Origin of the sequence: Mesorhizobium sp. 1B3 (assembly GCF_050958605.1) — a bacterium.
Lineage (GTDB): Bacteria > Pseudomonadota > Alphaproteobacteria > Rhizobiales > Rhizobiaceae.
Window position 1 is genome coordinate 279,839 of sequence record NZ_JBJHDO010000004.1, and the last position, 16,129, is coordinate 295,967.

General features: G+C 63.4%; 10 protein-coding genes, 1 tRNA gene and 1 pseudogene. 8 read left to right on the top strand and 4 right to left on the bottom strand.

Translation table 11 applies throughout. The annotated features are described in order from the left end of the window. Window positions 1-41 precede the first annotated feature (41 nt). The gene (locus ACCO56_RS13360; RefSeq protein ID WP_433641245.1) at window positions 42-1,190 is read right to left on the bottom strand and encodes a D-alanyl-D-alanine carboxypeptidase family protein; all 1,149 of its coding nucleotides are present in this window, start codon (window positions 1,188-1,190) and stop codon (window positions 42-44) included. A 152-nt stretch (window positions 1,191-1,342) separates the two neighbouring features. Then, a complete protein-coding gene (locus ACCO56_RS13365; RefSeq protein WP_433641246.1) occupies window positions 1,343-2,578 on the bottom strand; it encodes a septal ring lytic transglycosylase RlpA family protein in 1,236 nt (411 codons plus the stop codon). A gap of 658 nt (window positions 2,579-3,236) precedes the next feature. On the opposite strand from ACCO56_RS13365, the gene ACCO56_RS13370 reads away from it, so the two are divergent. After that, window positions 3,237-3,324, top strand: a tRNA-Ser gene (locus ACCO56_RS13370). 44 nt (window positions 3,325-3,368) lie between these two features. On the opposite strand, the pseudogene ACCO56_RS13375 reads toward ACCO56_RS13370, so the two are convergent. Continuing rightward, window positions 3,369-3,539, bottom strand: a pseudogene (locus ACCO56_RS13375) (transposase); the annotation flags it as partial. A 356-nt stretch (window positions 3,540-3,895) separates the two neighbouring features. Between ACCO56_RS13375 and ACCO56_RS13380 the strand changes: the two are divergent. After that, complete coding sequence (locus ACCO56_RS13380; RefSeq protein ID WP_433641247.1) at window positions 3,896-5,152, top strand: MFS transporter; 1,257 nt, start codon at window positions 3,896-3,898, stop codon at window positions 5,150-5,152. A 30-nt stretch (window positions 5,153-5,182) separates the two neighbouring features. Here the strand turns inward: ACCO56_RS13380 and ACCO56_RS13385 are convergent, their stop codons facing one another. Then, window positions 5,183-6,811: an acyl-CoA dehydrogenase family protein gene (locus ACCO56_RS13385; protein WP_433641248.1), complete on the bottom strand. Its 1,629-nt coding sequence runs from the start codon at window positions 6,809-6,811 to the stop codon at window positions 5,183-5,185. A gap of 200 nt (window positions 6,812-7,011) precedes the next feature. Here ACCO56_RS13385 and ACCO56_RS13390 point away from each other — a divergent pair, with 200 nt between their 5' ends. The 6 genes from ACCO56_RS13390 (at window position 7,012) to rnr (ending at window position 16,127) form a co-directional block, all read left to right on the top strand. After that, on the top strand, window positions 7,012-7,977 hold the full coding sequence (locus tag ACCO56_RS13390; RefSeq protein WP_433641249.1) for an aspartate carbamoyltransferase catalytic subunit: 966 nt from the start codon (window positions 7,012-7,014) through the stop codon (window positions 7,975-7,977). Continuing rightward, window positions 7,974-9,260, top strand: a complete 1,287-nt coding sequence (locus ACCO56_RS13395; protein WP_433641250.1) for a dihydroorotase — start codon at window positions 7,974-7,976, stop codon at window positions 9,258-9,260. Before ACCO56_RS13390 ends, ACCO56_RS13395 begins: the two co-directional genes overlap by 4 nt. Before the next feature lie 16 nt (window positions 9,261-9,276). Then, entirely contained in the window at window positions 9,277-9,888 is a 612-nt protein-coding gene (plsY, locus tag ACCO56_RS13400; RefSeq protein WP_433641251.1) for a glycerol-3-phosphate 1-O-acyltransferase PlsY, read from the top strand. Continuing rightward, window positions 9,885-11,033, top strand: a complete 1,149-nt coding sequence (gene dprA, locus ACCO56_RS13405) for a DNA-processing protein DprA (protein ID WP_433641252.1) — start codon at window positions 9,885-9,887, stop codon at window positions 11,031-11,033. Before plsY ends, dprA begins: the two co-directional genes overlap by 4 nt. Window positions 11,034-11,224: 191 nt before the next feature. Continuing rightward, window positions 11,225-13,810 (top strand): type I DNA topoisomerase, encoded by a 2,586-nt coding sequence (topA, locus tag ACCO56_RS13410; RefSeq protein ID WP_433641253.1) that lies wholly within the window; start codon window positions 11,225-11,227, stop codon window positions 13,808-13,810. 4 nt (window positions 13,811-13,814) lie between these two features. Then, window positions 13,815-16,127 (top strand): ribonuclease R, encoded by a 2,313-nt coding sequence (gene rnr, locus ACCO56_RS13415; protein ID WP_433641254.1) that lies wholly within the window; start codon window positions 13,815-13,817, stop codon window positions 16,125-16,127. The last annotated feature ends 2 nt before the right edge of the window (window positions 16,128-16,129 follow it).

Below are 16,129 nucleotides of genomic sequence, written 5' to 3' on the forward strand. Positions count from 1 at the left end.
AGTTTGACAGGACGAAAAGGTCCACGGTGTTCGACCAGTCTCTATCGCATCCAGCCGACCAGCAACTCGCCTATGGCGTCAAGAGCCCGGCTGTGCAGCGGCCCGACACCGACTGCTTCGGCGGTGTAGAGCGGCGTTTCCTGGCTCAGCGAATCCCCCATCCAGACCTTCAGGGATCCAACCTTTGTGCCCGGCGCGACAGGGGCAACGAGGGGCCCTTCGTAGACGATTCGGGCGATCACCTTGTCACGATTGGCGCTTGGAACCAGCAGCGCGACAGGCCCTTCAGCCTTCAAAGCCACACTCGGCTTTTCACCGCCATAGACCTGCGCGTGGCCGACGATCTCGTCCTTGGCGAAAATCTCGCTGCGCTGGAATCCGGTGATGCCCCAGTCGAGCAACTTGCGCGCTTCCTCAGCCCGCTCGCGTTCACTTGCCATGCCGCTCAAGGTGGCGAAGACGCGCCGCCCGTTGCGGTTGACTGCTCCGACGATCGCATAGCCGGATTCTTCAGTGAAACCGGTCTTCATCCCGTCCGCACCGATGTCCAGGGCGAGCAAGGGATTGCGGTTCCGCTGGGTGATCTTGTTCCAGGTGAATTCGCGCTGCGAGTAGTATTTGTAGAACTCGGGATATTCGCGCCAGATATGGACCGCAAGCTGTGTAAGCTCCCGCGCGGTCATCACCTGGCCCTCCGCGGGCAAGCCGGTCGCATTCTTGAGAACCGACGTCTTGAGGCCGAGCGCGCGCGCGCGCTCGGTCATCTGGGCGGCGAAATTCTCCTCCGATCCCGCCATTCCCTCGGCGATAACGATACAGCCGTCGTTGGCGGACTGAACGACGACGCCTTGGATCAGGTCTTCGAGCCTGATCGTGGATTTGACGGCAGCGAACATCGTCGACCCTCGTGAAGGCGCGCCGCCCTTGCGCCAAGCGTTTTCGCTGACCACGAATGTGTCGTCCATCGTGTAGCGGCCCGACTTGATGGCTTGGAAGGTGAGTTCCATGGTCATCAGCTTGGCGAGCGACGCCGGCGGGAACGGTTTGTCCGCGTCCTTGGAGAACAGGATCGTCCCGGTTTCCGCGTCGACCATGAAGGCCTGCGGCGCGCGCGTCTCGAAAATCTCGGCGCCGGCCGGGATGACGGTCGAGAAAGCCAGGAAGATCGCGGCCGCGACGCGCGTGGCCATCCCGGGAAATATCATGCGAATGTTGCCCTATGATCCGAACCGGCTCATGCCCCGATCGTCAGGGTACCAGCGCTGGGAGAAGGATCAAGTGCGCTCTATCTATTTGATCTGGCTACAATCGCGCTAAACCAGACGACCGGCTCGGCAACTGGTCAGTCGCGGACGGTGATAGCGTCCGCCGCCCCATTCCGCCAGGCGGCTTCCAGCAGCCCATCGAGAGACGTTCGGCCGTCGTCATAGAGATTCACGGTGTACCAATCCCGACCTTGCAGCTCTGACGTCTCCAATGAGGTACGGCCGAAACTGGATAAAGCCTCGACGAGCCGTTCCGCTTTCTCGCGCGAATCGAAGGTACCCGCCGCGATATAGGCTGCATCCCTGCCCTCCCCGGCCGCGGAACCGCCTTGCGCTTTCCAGGATGCGATGATCCGATCCTGCGACAGGCTGCCATCCAGAGCGGCAAAGGGATTGGCGGCGCGCTTCACCCGTCCGTCGGCATAGGACATGATCGCGAATGCGATCTGCGTCCCTCCCGTAGCACCACCCTGGGCGGGGCGTTCCGGTGCGATCGGGCCGAGTTCCGGCAGCGGCACGACGCCATAGGCTGCTGGCTCGGCCATGCCAGGCTGCAGCGCGGCGATCGTGGGCGAGGCGTCGGTAAGCGTTCCAGGGAACGCCGCCGCTTGACCGCCGCCGCCCGGCGTCGAGCCATTCATCGCTACCATCACGCCCGTGGGCAAGCCGTCCGAAGGATCGGGAGCACGATTACCGGGTCGATAGGAGGCGAGCAGGTACTGCTCATCCTGTCCGTCCAACGGTGCGCGGCCGACATATTCGACCTTCACCTCGGCAACACCGGCATGGGTATAGTCGAGCATTTCGGCGGCGCGTCGGGACAAATCGATGATGCGTCCCGGCGCATATGGGCCGCGGTCGTTAACGCGCACGACGACCGAACTCCCGTTCTTGACGTTGGTTACGCGCGCGTAGCTCGGCAGCGGCATGGTCGGATGCGCTGCGGTCAGGTGTGTCTGATCATAAATCTCGCCATTGGCAGTCAGGCGCCCATGGAAGGCGTCGCCATACCAGGATGCGGCACCGACCTTGCGGTAGCCCTTGTCCTCCTTGGGATAATACCAGACGCCGCGCACCTTGTAGGGTTTGCCGGTCTGGTCACGACCGCCGCCGCGAGGCAGTCGCGAGCGCTTGTCGGTGACGCGCGGGCTGGCCTTCACGCCATACTCCGATTCGGAGAAATACTCCTTGGAACGCTTCTTGGGCGCCATGTTCTTGGTCGAGCTTGCGCAACCCGCGAGTACGGCTGCCGATACGGCAAAGGTTATAAAAACCGATGTGCGCAAGAGACGCGTGCGCGCCGAAACAAGCATGCTGTCTGTGTCCCCGGGCATTCCTGAAAAAAGACGCCGCTTCCCAAATACCAATGCGGGCCCTCGAGCATGCGCTCCTGCGGCCGCACGCTCACCCCTTCTCCTCATGCGCAGGAATTCATTAGCAAGCTATTAACCGTTTGTGTTTGAAAGCTGTCGAGAATGTGGCAACCCTGCCATAATTAGCCGGACGGCGCATCGACCACCGTGAACGCATCGAGAGGTGCCCAGGCTATTTCGCGATAGCTCCGATGTGGACCGCCAGGCTTGCAAGCTTGCGTGCCGCCTCCTCTAATTCCCCCAGCGCGCGCCTTGAATTGCCCTGCTTTATGGCCCGCTCGCAATTGCCCAGTTCCCTCTCGATTACGCTTTTTATCTGGCTTGCTAGGAACGCTCCGTCCAAGACCAACCCTTTCAGAATGATATATATTTTTACTGAAATCCCGATTGAGCCTAGGCTCGGCCGGAAAGGCTGTCCATTAACCATTGGTGTAGTGGCCCCTACCCTGCAACCGGATTCGTCGGCGCCCGCCGCGGGCATTTCACCTTCTTGGAGGCCCCGCGGGCAAAGTGTTGACGCGGTCCAGCGGGCAGCTATAAGGCCCAGACAAAGAGCTGGCTTGTCAGAAAGCGGATTGGCGATAGCCGCGCTCTCGTGGGAAGGGTGGCCGAGCGGTTTAAGGCACTGGTCTTGAAAACCAGCGATGGGCAACCATCCGTGGGTTCGAATCCCACCCCTTCCGCCAAACGCCACCATGTACGGCCCGGAGACATAGGTAACAGTTTGTACCTAAGACATGGGTGACAACTTCGTGCCGAACGGGTTGTCGATAGTCCGCAAGGTTTTTTGTTCCAGGGCGATATATCCAAGATCATAGTGCATGAAGCTGACGAGCCAAATTCCGTCATCGACTTCCTTGATTCCGAGCCTCTGGCCGGCGAGCACGGTCGAGACGTTGATCAAACATCAAGCAGGAATATCGACTTTCCATTCACACGCAATGCGCATGTTCCGAGATCCGGCTTTGCTGGCCTGAAGAACCGTTTGCCTGGCGAACTGGTTCGGTGCGTCGGCCGGCCTCAAGAAGACCGCCGTGCGGTGCGCTCCGATGTAGTAGCCGAGCGCGCGACGAATGGCTTTTCCGTGCCGAGTTCGTCGTCGGAAACGGCCATGGCGCGAGGCGGGCCGCTCGTCTCATCAGAGCCTGAGGCCATCAGAGCCGCGCCCGAGTCTCGATTTGGTGTCGTTTCTGATAAGACGGATCAGCATCATAATGTATCCGGATGCACAACGACGCTCCGAGTAGGTGCGAACTGATGCGCAAGCTCATGACCGGCCCGGCCGGCTCGCAAGCCGCCTCTTCCGTCAGGCTCGGCCTGAGAGAGAACTGGCGGCAATTCTCGCTGCTCGTCCTGATCAACGCCTTTGTCGGCGGTATGGTTGGGATCGAACGGACCGTCGTGCCGCTGATCGGTTCGGAAGAGTTTCATATCGAATCCGCCACGCTGATCACCGCGTTCATCATCAGCTTCGGCGTGGTCAAGGCATTCGCCAATCTGGTCTCCGGCCAGCTCGCCGATAGATGGGGGCGCAAGCGCGTCCTGGTGGTCGGCTGGCTGCTCGGCCTGCCCGTGCCCTTCATGATCATCGCCGCGCCCAACTGGGAATGGGTGATCGCCGCCAACGTCCTGCTCGGCCTCAGCCAGGGTTTTGCCTGGTCGATGACCGTCATCATGAAAGTCGATCTCGTTGGACCGAAAGGCCGCGGCCTGGCCGTCGGCTTGAACGAGTTCGCGGGTTATCTGGCGGTCGGCCTCACCGCCTTCTTCACCGGCTATCTCGCGAGCCGATACGGCCTTCGGCCGGTGCCGATCTATCTCGGTGTCTTCTACGCCGTTGCAGGAACGATCCTGTCGATCCTCGTCGTTCGCGACACCCGCGATCACGTCCGCCTGGAGGCGGGCGGCGTGGCTCGAGAAGCTTCCCCTCTCTCTTTCCGGGAAGTGTTCATGCTCGCCTCCTTCAGGGATCGCAACCTTTTTGCAGCGTCGCAGGCCGGGCTGATCAACAACCTCAACGACGGGATGAGCTGGGGCATTTTCCCGCTCTTTTTCACGACACTCGGCTTGGGGATCGAGCGGATCGGCGTGCTGAAGGCCGTCTATCCCGGCGTCTGGGGCATCTGCCAGATCATTACCGGACCGCTGAGCGATCGATGGGGCCGCAAGGGGCTGATCGTCGCGGGAATGTGGGTGCAGGCGACAGCTCTGTTCATGACTGCGTTGACCGGCCAGTTCACATGGTGGCTCCTGGCGAGCGTGCTTCTCGGCCTTGGGACGGCGATGGTCTATCCGTGCCTGATCGCGGCCGTGTCCGATGCCTCCCATCCGAGCTGGCGCGCTCGCTCGCTGAGTGTCTATCGCTTCTGGCGCGATCTCGGCTACGCCATCGGCGCACTTTCCGCCGGATTGATCGCGGACCGCTTCGGCTTCGGTGCCGCGATCATTGCCATCGGAGCGATGACATTCATCTCAGGCGCCGTCGTTGCCGTCGCTATGCGCGAGCATCGATGACGATCTCCGTGCGTCCCATGAAACTGCCGGTCAATTCGCGGGGTAAAGCGTATCGACGATCATCCGTGCGTCATGGCGGGCGTCGAGCATGCCATAGGTGCCGCGCCACTGTCCGGCGAGCCTCGTCTCGATGAAGGCGTCGGCGATCCGGCCGGCCCCGAGCCGACGCAGCTCCGCGGCTGCGGCTGCAAGGGCCAATTGCTCAGTGAGAAGGCGAGCCGATCCCTCGTCGGAGGCGGCCACCTGCATGGCGGCCCGCAACACGCCTGCCGTCCCTACCCCGCTTTGGCCGCCGAGATCCCTTTCGATGCCGGCCAGAACATCGTCGAACAATCCCCGCCCGCGGCCCAGTACCCGCAGCACGTCGAGCGCCATCACATTGCCGGATCCTTCCCAGATCGCATTGACCGGGGCCTCGCGATAATAGCGGGCGAGCGGCGCCTCCTCGACATAGCCGTTCCCGCCCAGGCACTCCATGGCCTCGTAGAGCAACGGCGGCGCGATCTTGCAAACCCAGTATTTGACCACCGGCGTCATCGCCCGGGCGAAGGCAGCCTCGCCACGGTTGGAAGCCGCTTCGTCGAAGGAGCGGGCGAGCCGGAACGACAGCGCGGTGGCAGCCGCCACGTCGAGCGCCATGTCCGCCAAGACGCGCTGCATCAGCGGCTGATCGATCAGCGGCTTGCCGAATACGCTGCGATGGCGAGCATGATGGACCGCTTCGGCCAGCCCGGCCCGCATGATGCCCGAAGAGGCGACCGCGCAATCCAGCCGGGTCAGCGTCACCATGTCCATGATGGTCTTCACCCCGGCGCCGGGCTCGCCCACCATCTCGCCGATCGCATTGTTGATCTCGACCTCGCAGGACGCGTTGGAGCGATTGCCGAGCTTGTCTTTCAGGCGCTGGAAATTCAGCCCGTTACCGGTCCCGTCGCCCAGAAGGCGCGGCATAAGAAAACAGGAGAGCCCTTCCCGCGCCTGCGCCAAGATCAGGAAAGCGTCCGACATTGGCGCCGACATGAACCATTTGTGGCCGGTGATGCGATAGAAGCCGCCGGCGGTGCGTTCAGCCTTCGTGGTGTTGGCGCGCACATCCGTGCCGCCCTGCTTTTCCGTCATTCCCATGCCGAGGGTAAGGCCGGTCTTCTGTACCGGTGGCTTCTGGCTCTGATCGTATTTGCGGGTGGTCACGCGCGGCGCCCATTCCCGGAACAACTTCGGGCTGGCCATGAGCGCGGCAAGCGAGGCACTGGTCATCGTGACCGGGCAGAGATGCCCGCATTCCAGCTCGGCGGTCATATAGAAGCGCGCGGCTCGTACCTGGTGACGCCGCCCTGTCTCTGCGTCGCCATTCTCCCACACCGAGGAGTGCAGGCCGACGGCGATGGAGCGACGCATCAACGCGTGGTAGGCCGGATGAAATTCGACGAGGTCGAGGCGGCGACCTTGACGGTCATGCGTTCTGAGCTTGGGTGTTTCCGTATTTGCGAGCCGAGCGAGATCCTGGGCCTCCTGGCTGAGGACGAATCGGCCATGGGCGTCCAGGTCCTTGCGAACGGCCGCCGAGAAATTCTCGGCAAGCTGCACGAGGAGAGGGTCGCCCCGCCAGGCATTGGCTCCAGTGAGCGGCGGCGGCTGGTTCGTGACGTCGTGGTTCACCCGAAATCCTTAACCCCCTGGAGCGAGACGAGGTCGGAACAATGTTCTCAGTATTGGATGCGCTCCGCTTTTCCCCCGACACTTGCCGGACTTACAACGGAAGCGCAATGCGATGCGAGCAAAATCCCTTTGGACAAAGGCGCGTTGCGCCGGCAGCCGCTTGCAGGCGCAAGCTCACCCGCCTATAGCAGCCGCTTGAGATGACCGACGCTTCGTCCCTGCCTCTTTTCCCGCACCGGCACCTGCTGGGCATACGCGATCTTTCCTCCGCCGATATCGGCCTTTTGCTCGACCGCGCCGACGCCGCGGTGGCGATCTCGCGCCAATCCGAGAAGAAGACCACGACACTGAGGGGGCGCACCCAGATCAACCTTTTCTACGAAGCCTCCACCCGGACGCAATCGTCGTTCGAGCTGGCAGGCAAGCGGCTCGGCGCCGACGTCATGAACATGTCGGTGGCCAGCTCCTCGGTGAAGAAGGGCGAAACGCTGATCGATACGGCCATGACTCTCAACGCCATGCGCCCGGACATTTTGATCATCCGCCACCAATCGGCTGGGGCCGCGGCGCTGCTGGCCCAGAAAGTCGGCTGTTCCGTGGTGAATGCCGGCGACGGCGCGCACGAGCACCCGACGCAGGCCCTGCTCGATGCACTCACGATCCGCCGCGCCAAGGGTGACATAGCCAGACTGACTGTCGCCATCTGCGGCGACATCCTCCATTCGCGTGTCGCCCGTTCCAACATACTGCTGCTCAATGCGCTCGGCGCGCGTGTGCGCGTTGTCGCCCCTTCGACGCTATTGCCCTCCGGCATCGGGCAGATGGGTGTCGAGGTGGCCCGTTCGATGGCCGAGGGGCTGAAGAACGCAGACGTCGTGATGATGCTGCGCCTGCAGCGCGAGCGCATGGCGGGTGCCTTCGTTCCGTCGGTGCGCGAGTATTTCCGCTACTGGGGCCTCGACACCGAGAAGCTGAAGGCAGCCAAGGATGATGCGCTGGTCATGCATCCCGGCCCGATGAACCGGGGCGTCGAGATCGCCTCCGCCATCGCCGACGGTCCGCAGAGCGTGATCCAGGAACAGGTCGAGATGGGGGTCGCGGTGCGCATGGCGGTCATGGAAGCGCTGCTCGATCCGCGCCGGAACAAGGACGGGCGGGCGGCATGACGATCACGGTCTTCCAGAACGCTCGCGTGGTCGATCCATCACGCGGTCTCGACGAAACCGGCGCGGTCATCGTGGATGGCAGGAAGATCGTCGCGTCAGGCGCTTCCGCGCATAATCAGGGCGTCCCGGACGGTGCATCCGTCGTCGATTGCCTGGGCAAGGCGATCATTCCCGGCCTCGTCGACGGGCGGGTTTTCATTGGCGAGCCGGGGGCGGAGCACCGCGAGACGATCGCCTCCGCGAGCCTGGCGGCGGCGGCTGGCGGCGTCACCTCGATCGTCATGATGCCTGACACGGATCCGGTGATCGACGATATCGCGCTGGTCGAATTCGTGCTCCGCACCGCGCGCGACACGGCCAGCGTCAACGTTTTCCCGGCGGCGGCGATCACCAAGGCGCTGGATGGGCGAGAGATGACGGAGTTCGGCCTGCTGCGCCAGGCCGGCGCGGTCGCCTTCACCGATGGCCGCCACACAATCGCGAGTTCCCTGGTCATGCGCCGCGCGCTGACTTACGCGCGCGATTTCGGCGCGGTTATAGCACATGAGACTCAGGACCCCGACCTCGCTTCGTCGGGCGTCATGAACGAAGGGCTCTATGCAAGCTGGCTGGGACTTTCCGGTATTCCGCGCGAGGCCGAGCTGATCCCCCTCGAGCGCGACCTCGCGTTGGCGCGTCTCACAGGCGGGACCTACCACGCGGCCAAGATCTCGACCGCGATGGCGGCCGCCGCTGTCTCCCGCGCCAAAGCCGATGGTGCCGCGGTCACGGCCGGGGTATCCATCAACAACCTGTCGCTCAACGAGAACGACATCGGTGAATACAGGACCTTTTTCCGGCTGGCGCCGCCGCTGCGTAACGAAGATGACCGCCTGGCGATGATCGAGGCGATCAAGGATGGCACCATCGATATCATCGTGTCGTCACACGACCCGCAGGACGTCGACACCAAGCGGCTGCCCTTTGCCGACGCGGCGGCCGGCGCCATCGGGCTGGAGACCCTCCTTGCGGTCGCGCTGCGCCTCCACCACAATGGCGAGGTCTCGCTCCTGCGGCTGATCGAGGTGCTTTCCACGGCGCCGGCGCGTCTTTTCGGTCTGCCCGGCGGCACGTTGAAACCCGGGGCGCAGGCCGACCTCGCGGTCGTCGATCTCGGCGAGCCTTGGATCGTGGCCGAGGCGGACATCCGGTCGCGCTCGAAGAACACATGCTTCGAAGGCGCGCGATTGCAGGGCAAGGTCTTGCAAACGATGGTGGCGGGTCGCACAGTATTTTCGGTTTGAGATCCGGGAGGGGACGGTGGCTGATGCAACATGGCAGGCTGCCCTGCCCTATCTCTTCGTCGCTTTGGCGTTCGGCTATCTGCTTGGCTCGATCCCATTCGGCCTGCTCATCACGCGTGCGGCCGGACTGGGCGACGTCCGCAAGATCGGCTCCGGCAATATCGGCGCGACCAACGTGCTGCGCACCGGCAACAAGGGCCTGGCGGCTCTGACATTGTTGCTCGATGCCGTGAAGGGCACCGCCGCCGTCTTGATCGCTGGCCGCTGGGGCGGCGATTTCGCCATAGCGGCTGGCTTCGGTGCCTTTCTCGGCCATCTCTTCCCGGTCTGGCTAGGCTTCAAGGGCGGCAAAGGCGTCGCCACCTATCTGGGCGTTCTGCTCGGCCTCGCCTGGGCCGGCGCGCTGGCCTTCGCGCTCGTGTGGCTGGCCGTCGCCTTCGCTAGCCGCTATTCGTCGCTCGCCGCCCTCGTCGCAGCGATCGCCGTTCCCATCGCGCTTTATTTGCTTGGCCACGACCAAGCCGCGGCCCTGTTCACCGTGATGAGCCTCATCGTCATCGTCAAGCATCGCGCGAACATATCGCGCCTCATGGCCGGTACCGAATCGAAGATCGGGGCTAAGGGATGACCGAAGCCCCGGCCGTTGAGCCTCGACGCCTCAGCGACCGGCAGCGTATCGCTTGGCTGCGGCTGATCCGAACGGAGAACGTCGGTCCGGTCACCTTTCGGGAGTTGATCAATCGCTTCGGCTCGGCCGAGGCCGCGCTGGAGTTTCTGCCGGAGCTGCTGGCTTCGGGAGGCGCCAGGCGACCTCCCCGGATACCTTCCGTCGCCGTGATCGAAACCGAACTCGAGACGGCGCGGCGTGCTGGGGCATCGCTGGTTGCCATCGGCGAGCCAGACTACCCGCTGATGCTGAAGCGCATGGATCAGCCACCGCCCGTGGTCGCCATCAAAGGTGAAGTGGCGGTTTTCCGCCAGACGCCGGTGGCGATCGTGGGCGCGCGCAACGCATCACTCGTCGGCATGAAGATGGCCCGCATGCTTGCCATGGATCTCGGCCGGGAAGGCTATGCCGTGATATCCGGCCTGGCGCGTGGCATCGACACGGCCGCGCATCAGGGCAGTCTCGCAACCGGCACAGTCGCGGTGCTTGCTGGTGGTCTCGACCGCCCCTACCCGCCGGAGAACGTTAGGCTCTGCGACGAAATTGCGGACAAGGGCGGCGCCCTCATCTCCGAGATGCCGTTCGGTTGGGAACCGCGCGCCATGGACTTCCCCAGGCGCAACCGCATCATCGCGGGGCTGTCGCTTGGGCTTGTCGTGGTCGAGGCGGCGAAGCGCTCGGGCTCGCTGATCAGTGCCCGACTCGCCGGCGAGATGGGCCGGTTGGTCTTCGCCGTGCCGGGTTCGCCGCTCGACCCGCGTGCCGCCGGCACGAACAGCTTGCTGAGGGAAGGCGTCACGCTGGTGACCGAAGCGCGCGATATCGTCGAGCACATCGTTCCCCTCACCGGGGCAACTCCAACGAGGCCGGCCGCTTCCGAGGAATCTCGGGATCTTTTCACGGCTCCACAGCCCGGTGATGACGATCGGGAGCGCGTGCTCCAGGCGCTCGGTCCGACACCGGTCTCGATCGACGAAGTCATCCGCCATACCGGGCTTCAACCAGCCCAGCTTTCGATGATCCTGCTCGAGCTCGACCTGGCGGGTCGGATCGAGCGTCATACGGGCGGCGGCGTCTCGCTACTTCCCGCCCAATCGCGTGGATAGAAAGGCGCACGACTTCGACCAGAAAGGAAATCCAATCGGGCTTTTGCAAAATTCTGTCTTCGACAGCGGCGCCCAATTTCCACCGCTGCCCTTGACCGGACGGAAAAGCACAGCCATGTGACGAGCCAATTGAAAGCAATTTGGGCTCACGTATCGTTCGTTCCGCACAAAGCGGGGGAAATCGGGAATTCATGGAAGTCGTCGTCGTCGAGTCGCCGAACAAGGTAAAAACGATCAACAAGTATCTCGGCCGGAACTACAAGGTTCTGGCCTCGTTCGGCCATGTCCGTGACCTGCCGGCGAAAGACGGCTCCGTGCAACCGGACAACGACTTCTCCATGTCATGGGAAGTGGACGGTCCCTCCTCCAAGCGGCTGACCGACATTGCCAAGGCTGTGAAGGAATCCGACGGGCTCATCCTGGCTACTGACCCCGACCGCGAAGGCGAAGCGATCTCCTGGCACGTTCTCGAAGTGCTGAAGCAGAAGCGCGCCTTGAAGGACAAGCCGGTCAAGCGTGTGGTCTTCAATTCGATCACCAAGCAGGCCGTGCTCGACGCCATGGCCAATCCGCGGGACATCGATCCGCCGCTGGTCGACGCCTACCTTGCCCGGCGGGCGCTCGATTATCTCGTCGGTTTCTCGTTGTCGCCGGTCCTTTGGCGCAAGCTTCCAGGCGCCCGTTCGGCGGGTCGCGTCCAATCGGTGGCGCTGCGTTTTGTCTGTGACCGCGAGTCGGAGATCGAACGCTTCATCCGCGAGGATTATTGGCAGGTTGCCGCGATCCTGGGGACACCGCGCAACGAGAGCTTCGAGGCTCGGCTCACGGCCTTCGAAGGCAAGAAGCTGCAGAAGCTCGACATTTCGAGCCAGGAACAGGCCGACGACATCAAATCCATGCTGGACGGCGCTACTTTCAAGGCGCTTTCCGTCGAAGCCAAGCCGACCAAACGCAACCCTGCACCGCCCTTCACCACCTCGACCCTGCAGCAGGCAGCTTCCTCGCGGCTCGGCTTCTCCGCGGCGCGCACCATGCAGGTCGCGCAGCGCCTTTATGAGGGCGTCGACATCGGTGGCGAAACCACGGGACTCATCACCTACATGCGTACCGATGGTGTCCAGATGGCGCCCGAGGCGATCAACGCGGCGCGCTCGGCGATCCTGAAGGACTTCGGCGACAGGTACCTGCCGGAAAAGCCTCGCTTTTATTCGACCAAGGCCAAGAATGCCCAGGAAGCGCACGAGGCGATCCGCCCCGCCGACTTTTCGCGCACACCGGCCTCCATCCGCCAGTATGTCGACGCCGACCAGTTCAAGCTCTACGACATGATCTGGAAGCGCGCCATCGCGAGCCAGATGCAGCCGGCCGAAATCGAGCGCACCACCGTAGAGGTCGAGGCCGTCAATGGAGCGCGCGCCGCCAATCTGCGGGCCGTCGGCTCGGTGATCCGCTTCGACGGCTTCATCGCCGCCTATACGGAACAGAAGGACGACGACGCGGAAGATGAGGAGAATCGGCGCCTGCCCGAAATCCGCACCGGCGAATCCCTCTCCCGCCAGGCGATCAACGTCACCCGCCATACGACCGAGCCGCCGCCGCGCTACACCGAAGCCTCTTTCATCAAGAAGATGGAAGAGCTCGGCATCGGCCGTCCGTCGACTTACGTGGCGACGCTGAAGACGCTCGAGGACCGCGACTATGTAAAGATCGAGCAGCGGCGCCTGATCCCCCAGGCCAAGGGGCGTCTGGTGACGGCCTTCCTGGAATCGTTCTTCGAGCATTATGTCGAATATGATTTCACCGCTTCCCTGGAGGAGAAGCTCGACGAAATCTCGGACGGGAGACTTGCCTGGAAGGAGGTGCTGCGCGACTTCTGGAGGGACTTCTCCAAGGCGATCGAAGACATCAAGGAACTGCGTATCACGGATGTTCTCGAGGCGCTCAACGAGGACCTCGCGCCGTTGATCTTCCCGGAACGGGAAGACGGGTCCAACCCGCGCGTTTGTCCGAAATGCGGCACCGGAACGCTGTCGCTGCGCCTCGGACGCAATGGCGCATTCATCGGCTGCTCGAACTATCCGGAATGCAACTACACGCGCCAGTTCGGAGCGGCCGGCATCAACGGAGACGGCACGGCGGTCGAGGAGGGCGACAAGGCCCTGGGCAAGGATCCCTACACCGGCGAGGAGATCACGCTGAAGAGCGGACGCTTTGGCCCATACGTTCAGCGCGGGGAAGGCAAGGAGGCCAAGCGCGCGAGCCTGCCGAAGGGCTGGAGCCCGGACACGATCGACCATGAAAAGGCGCTGGCGCTTCTTTCACTCCCGCGCGACGTGGGCAAGCACCCGGAAACCGGCAAGATGATCTCGGCCGGCATCGGGCGGTACGGCCCGTTCGTGCTGCATGACGGTGCCTACGCCAACCTTGAAAGCATCGAGGACGTTTTCACCGTCGGCCTCAACCGCGCCGTCTCCGTCATCGCCGAGAAACAGTCGAAGGGCAAAGGCGGGCGGAACGGGGGGACACCGGCCGCGTTGAAAGATCTGGGCCCTCACCCCGACGGCGACGGCAACGTGACCGTTCGCGACGGCCGGTACGGGCCCTATGTGAACTACGGCAAAGTCAACGCAACATTGCCTAGGGGCAAGGATCCTCAATCGGTGACGATGGACGAGGCATTGACTCTGATCGCGGAAAAGGCCGCCAAGGGCGGCAACGGAAAGAAACCGGCCCGCAAGGCCGCGGCGAAGAAGCCCGCCGCCAGGAAGAAGGCGTAGCCCGTTGGCCCGCAGCATCTCGGGGCGAAAGGCGGGCGGAAAAGGTGGCGCATCGCGCGTGGATGCGCCCACCAATTTCCGCCCGTCGCGCGAAGACATCCTGCACTTCGTTACCGAGAATCCCGATCGCGCCGGCAAGCGCGATATTGCCAAGGCATTCTCGCTCAAGGGCGGCGATCGTATCTGGCTGAAGGATATGCTGCGCCAATTGCAGGACGACGGCCTGCTGCAGAAGAACCGTAAGCGGCTGGTCCGTCCGGGTGCCCTGCCCCATGTGGTGGTGCTGGAAATTTTCGGCCGCGACCCTGACGGAAGCCTTCTGGCGCGAGCGGTCGAGCGGGCGGGCGAAGATGACGAGAACAATCCTCTTGTAGCGATCCGCTTGCCGCGGCAGCCTAAGGGACCAGTGCCCGGCATAGGCGATCGCGTGCTCGCCAAGGTCTTCCCGACGGACGATCCGAGTGGACCAGCCTACTCGGCGCGCGTCATGAAGCTGATCGACCGGCAGCGCGAGGCGGTGCTCGGCGTGCTCCGCGTTTCTCCGGAAGGGACGTTCCGTATCGAGCCGACCGAAAGGCGGCAGCCCGAATTGGTGGTCGAGTCCGAATTCCTGAACGGGGCCAAGGCGGGTGACCTCGTCGAGGTCGAACCTCTCCGAACAGGCCGATACGGTCTGCCCCGCGCGAGGATATTGTCGGTCATCGGGTCGCTCACCAGCGAAAAGGCGGTCTCGATGATCGCCATCCATGCCCACGACATCCCTCACATATTCCCGGCCGAAGTGGTCGCTGAAGCGGAGGCCATGCGACCGGCGACGCTCGACGCTCGCGACGATTGGCGTGACGTTCCACTCGTCACCATCGACCCCGCCGACGCCAAGGACCATGATGACGCTGTTTTCGCCGAGCCTGACGCGGACGAGAAGAACCCGGGCGGCGTCATTGTCACCGTTGCGATCGCCGATGTCGCGGCCTATGTGCGGCCAGGTTCACCTCTCGATCGGGAAGCTCTGAGACGCGGCAACTCTGTCTATTTCCCGGACCGTGTCGTTCCGATGCTGCCCGAGCGAATCTCCAACGATCTCTGCTCGTTGCGGGAAGATGAAGAACGCCCGGCACTGGCCGTGCGCATGACATTCGCCGCCGATGGGCGCAAGATCCGTCATTCCTTCCATCGCGTCATGATGAAATCGACCGCACGGCTTGCCTATCCGCAGGCCCAGGCGGCGATCGACGGGCGTCCCGACGAGAAGACCGGTCCGATCCTTGAAACGGTCCTGAAGCCATTGTGGCAAGCCTATGCGGTACTCAAACGCGGTCGCGATTCCCGTCAGCCGCTGGAACTCGACCTGCCTGAGCGCAAGATTCTGCTCACGCCCGATGGCACGGTCGATCGGGTCATCGTTCCCGAGCGCCTCGACGCCCACAAGCTCATCGAGGAGTTCATGATACAGGCGAACGTCGCGGCTGCCGAGACGCTGGAAGCGAAGCAGCAAAGGCTCGTCTACCGTATCCATGACGGCCCCTCCCTCGCCAAGCAGGAATCGCTGCGCGAATTCCTGGCGACGCTCGATCTTTCGCTGGCCCGCGGCGCGCAATTGCGGCCATCCCAGTTCAACGCGATCTTGGAGCGCGTGCGAGGCGCCGATAACGAAGTGCTCGTCAACGAGGTGGTTCTCCGTTCGCAGAGCCAGGCCGAATACTCGCCGGCCAATATCGGGCATTTCGGACTCAATCTCCGTCGATATGCGCATTTCACCTCGCCGATCCGGCGTTACGCCGATCTGGTTGTGCATCGTGCCTTGATTTCCGCGCTCGGCCTCGGGAAAGACGGCCTGACGCGCGGCGAAGAAGAGCGGCTGGAGGAGACATCGGCCCTCATCTCTGCGTCGGAACGACGCGCCATGGCCGCGGAGCGGGAGACGATAGACCGGCTGATCGCTGCTTATCTGGCTGAAAAAGTTGATGAAACCTTTGATGCCCGCATCTCGGGCGTCGCCAAGGCGGGGCTTTTTGTCCAGTTGCCAATCTATGGGGCGGACGGCTTCATACCGGTGTCATCTCTCGGAGGCGACTACTATATCTACGACGAGGCGGCCCATACGCTGTTCGGCGAGCGTACCCGCAAAGGCTATCAGCTCGGCGACAGCGTCGCGGTGCGGCTCGTGGAGGTCGCCCCACTCGCCGGTGCGATGCGCTTCGAGATGCTGACCGATCCCAAGCCCCTTTCCGGCTCCCGGCGATCGTTCCACAAGACAAAAGGCAAGGCGCGGCGGCGCGCGACCCAACCGCGCAGAGCGCCCCACGGCAGGAGTTAGAA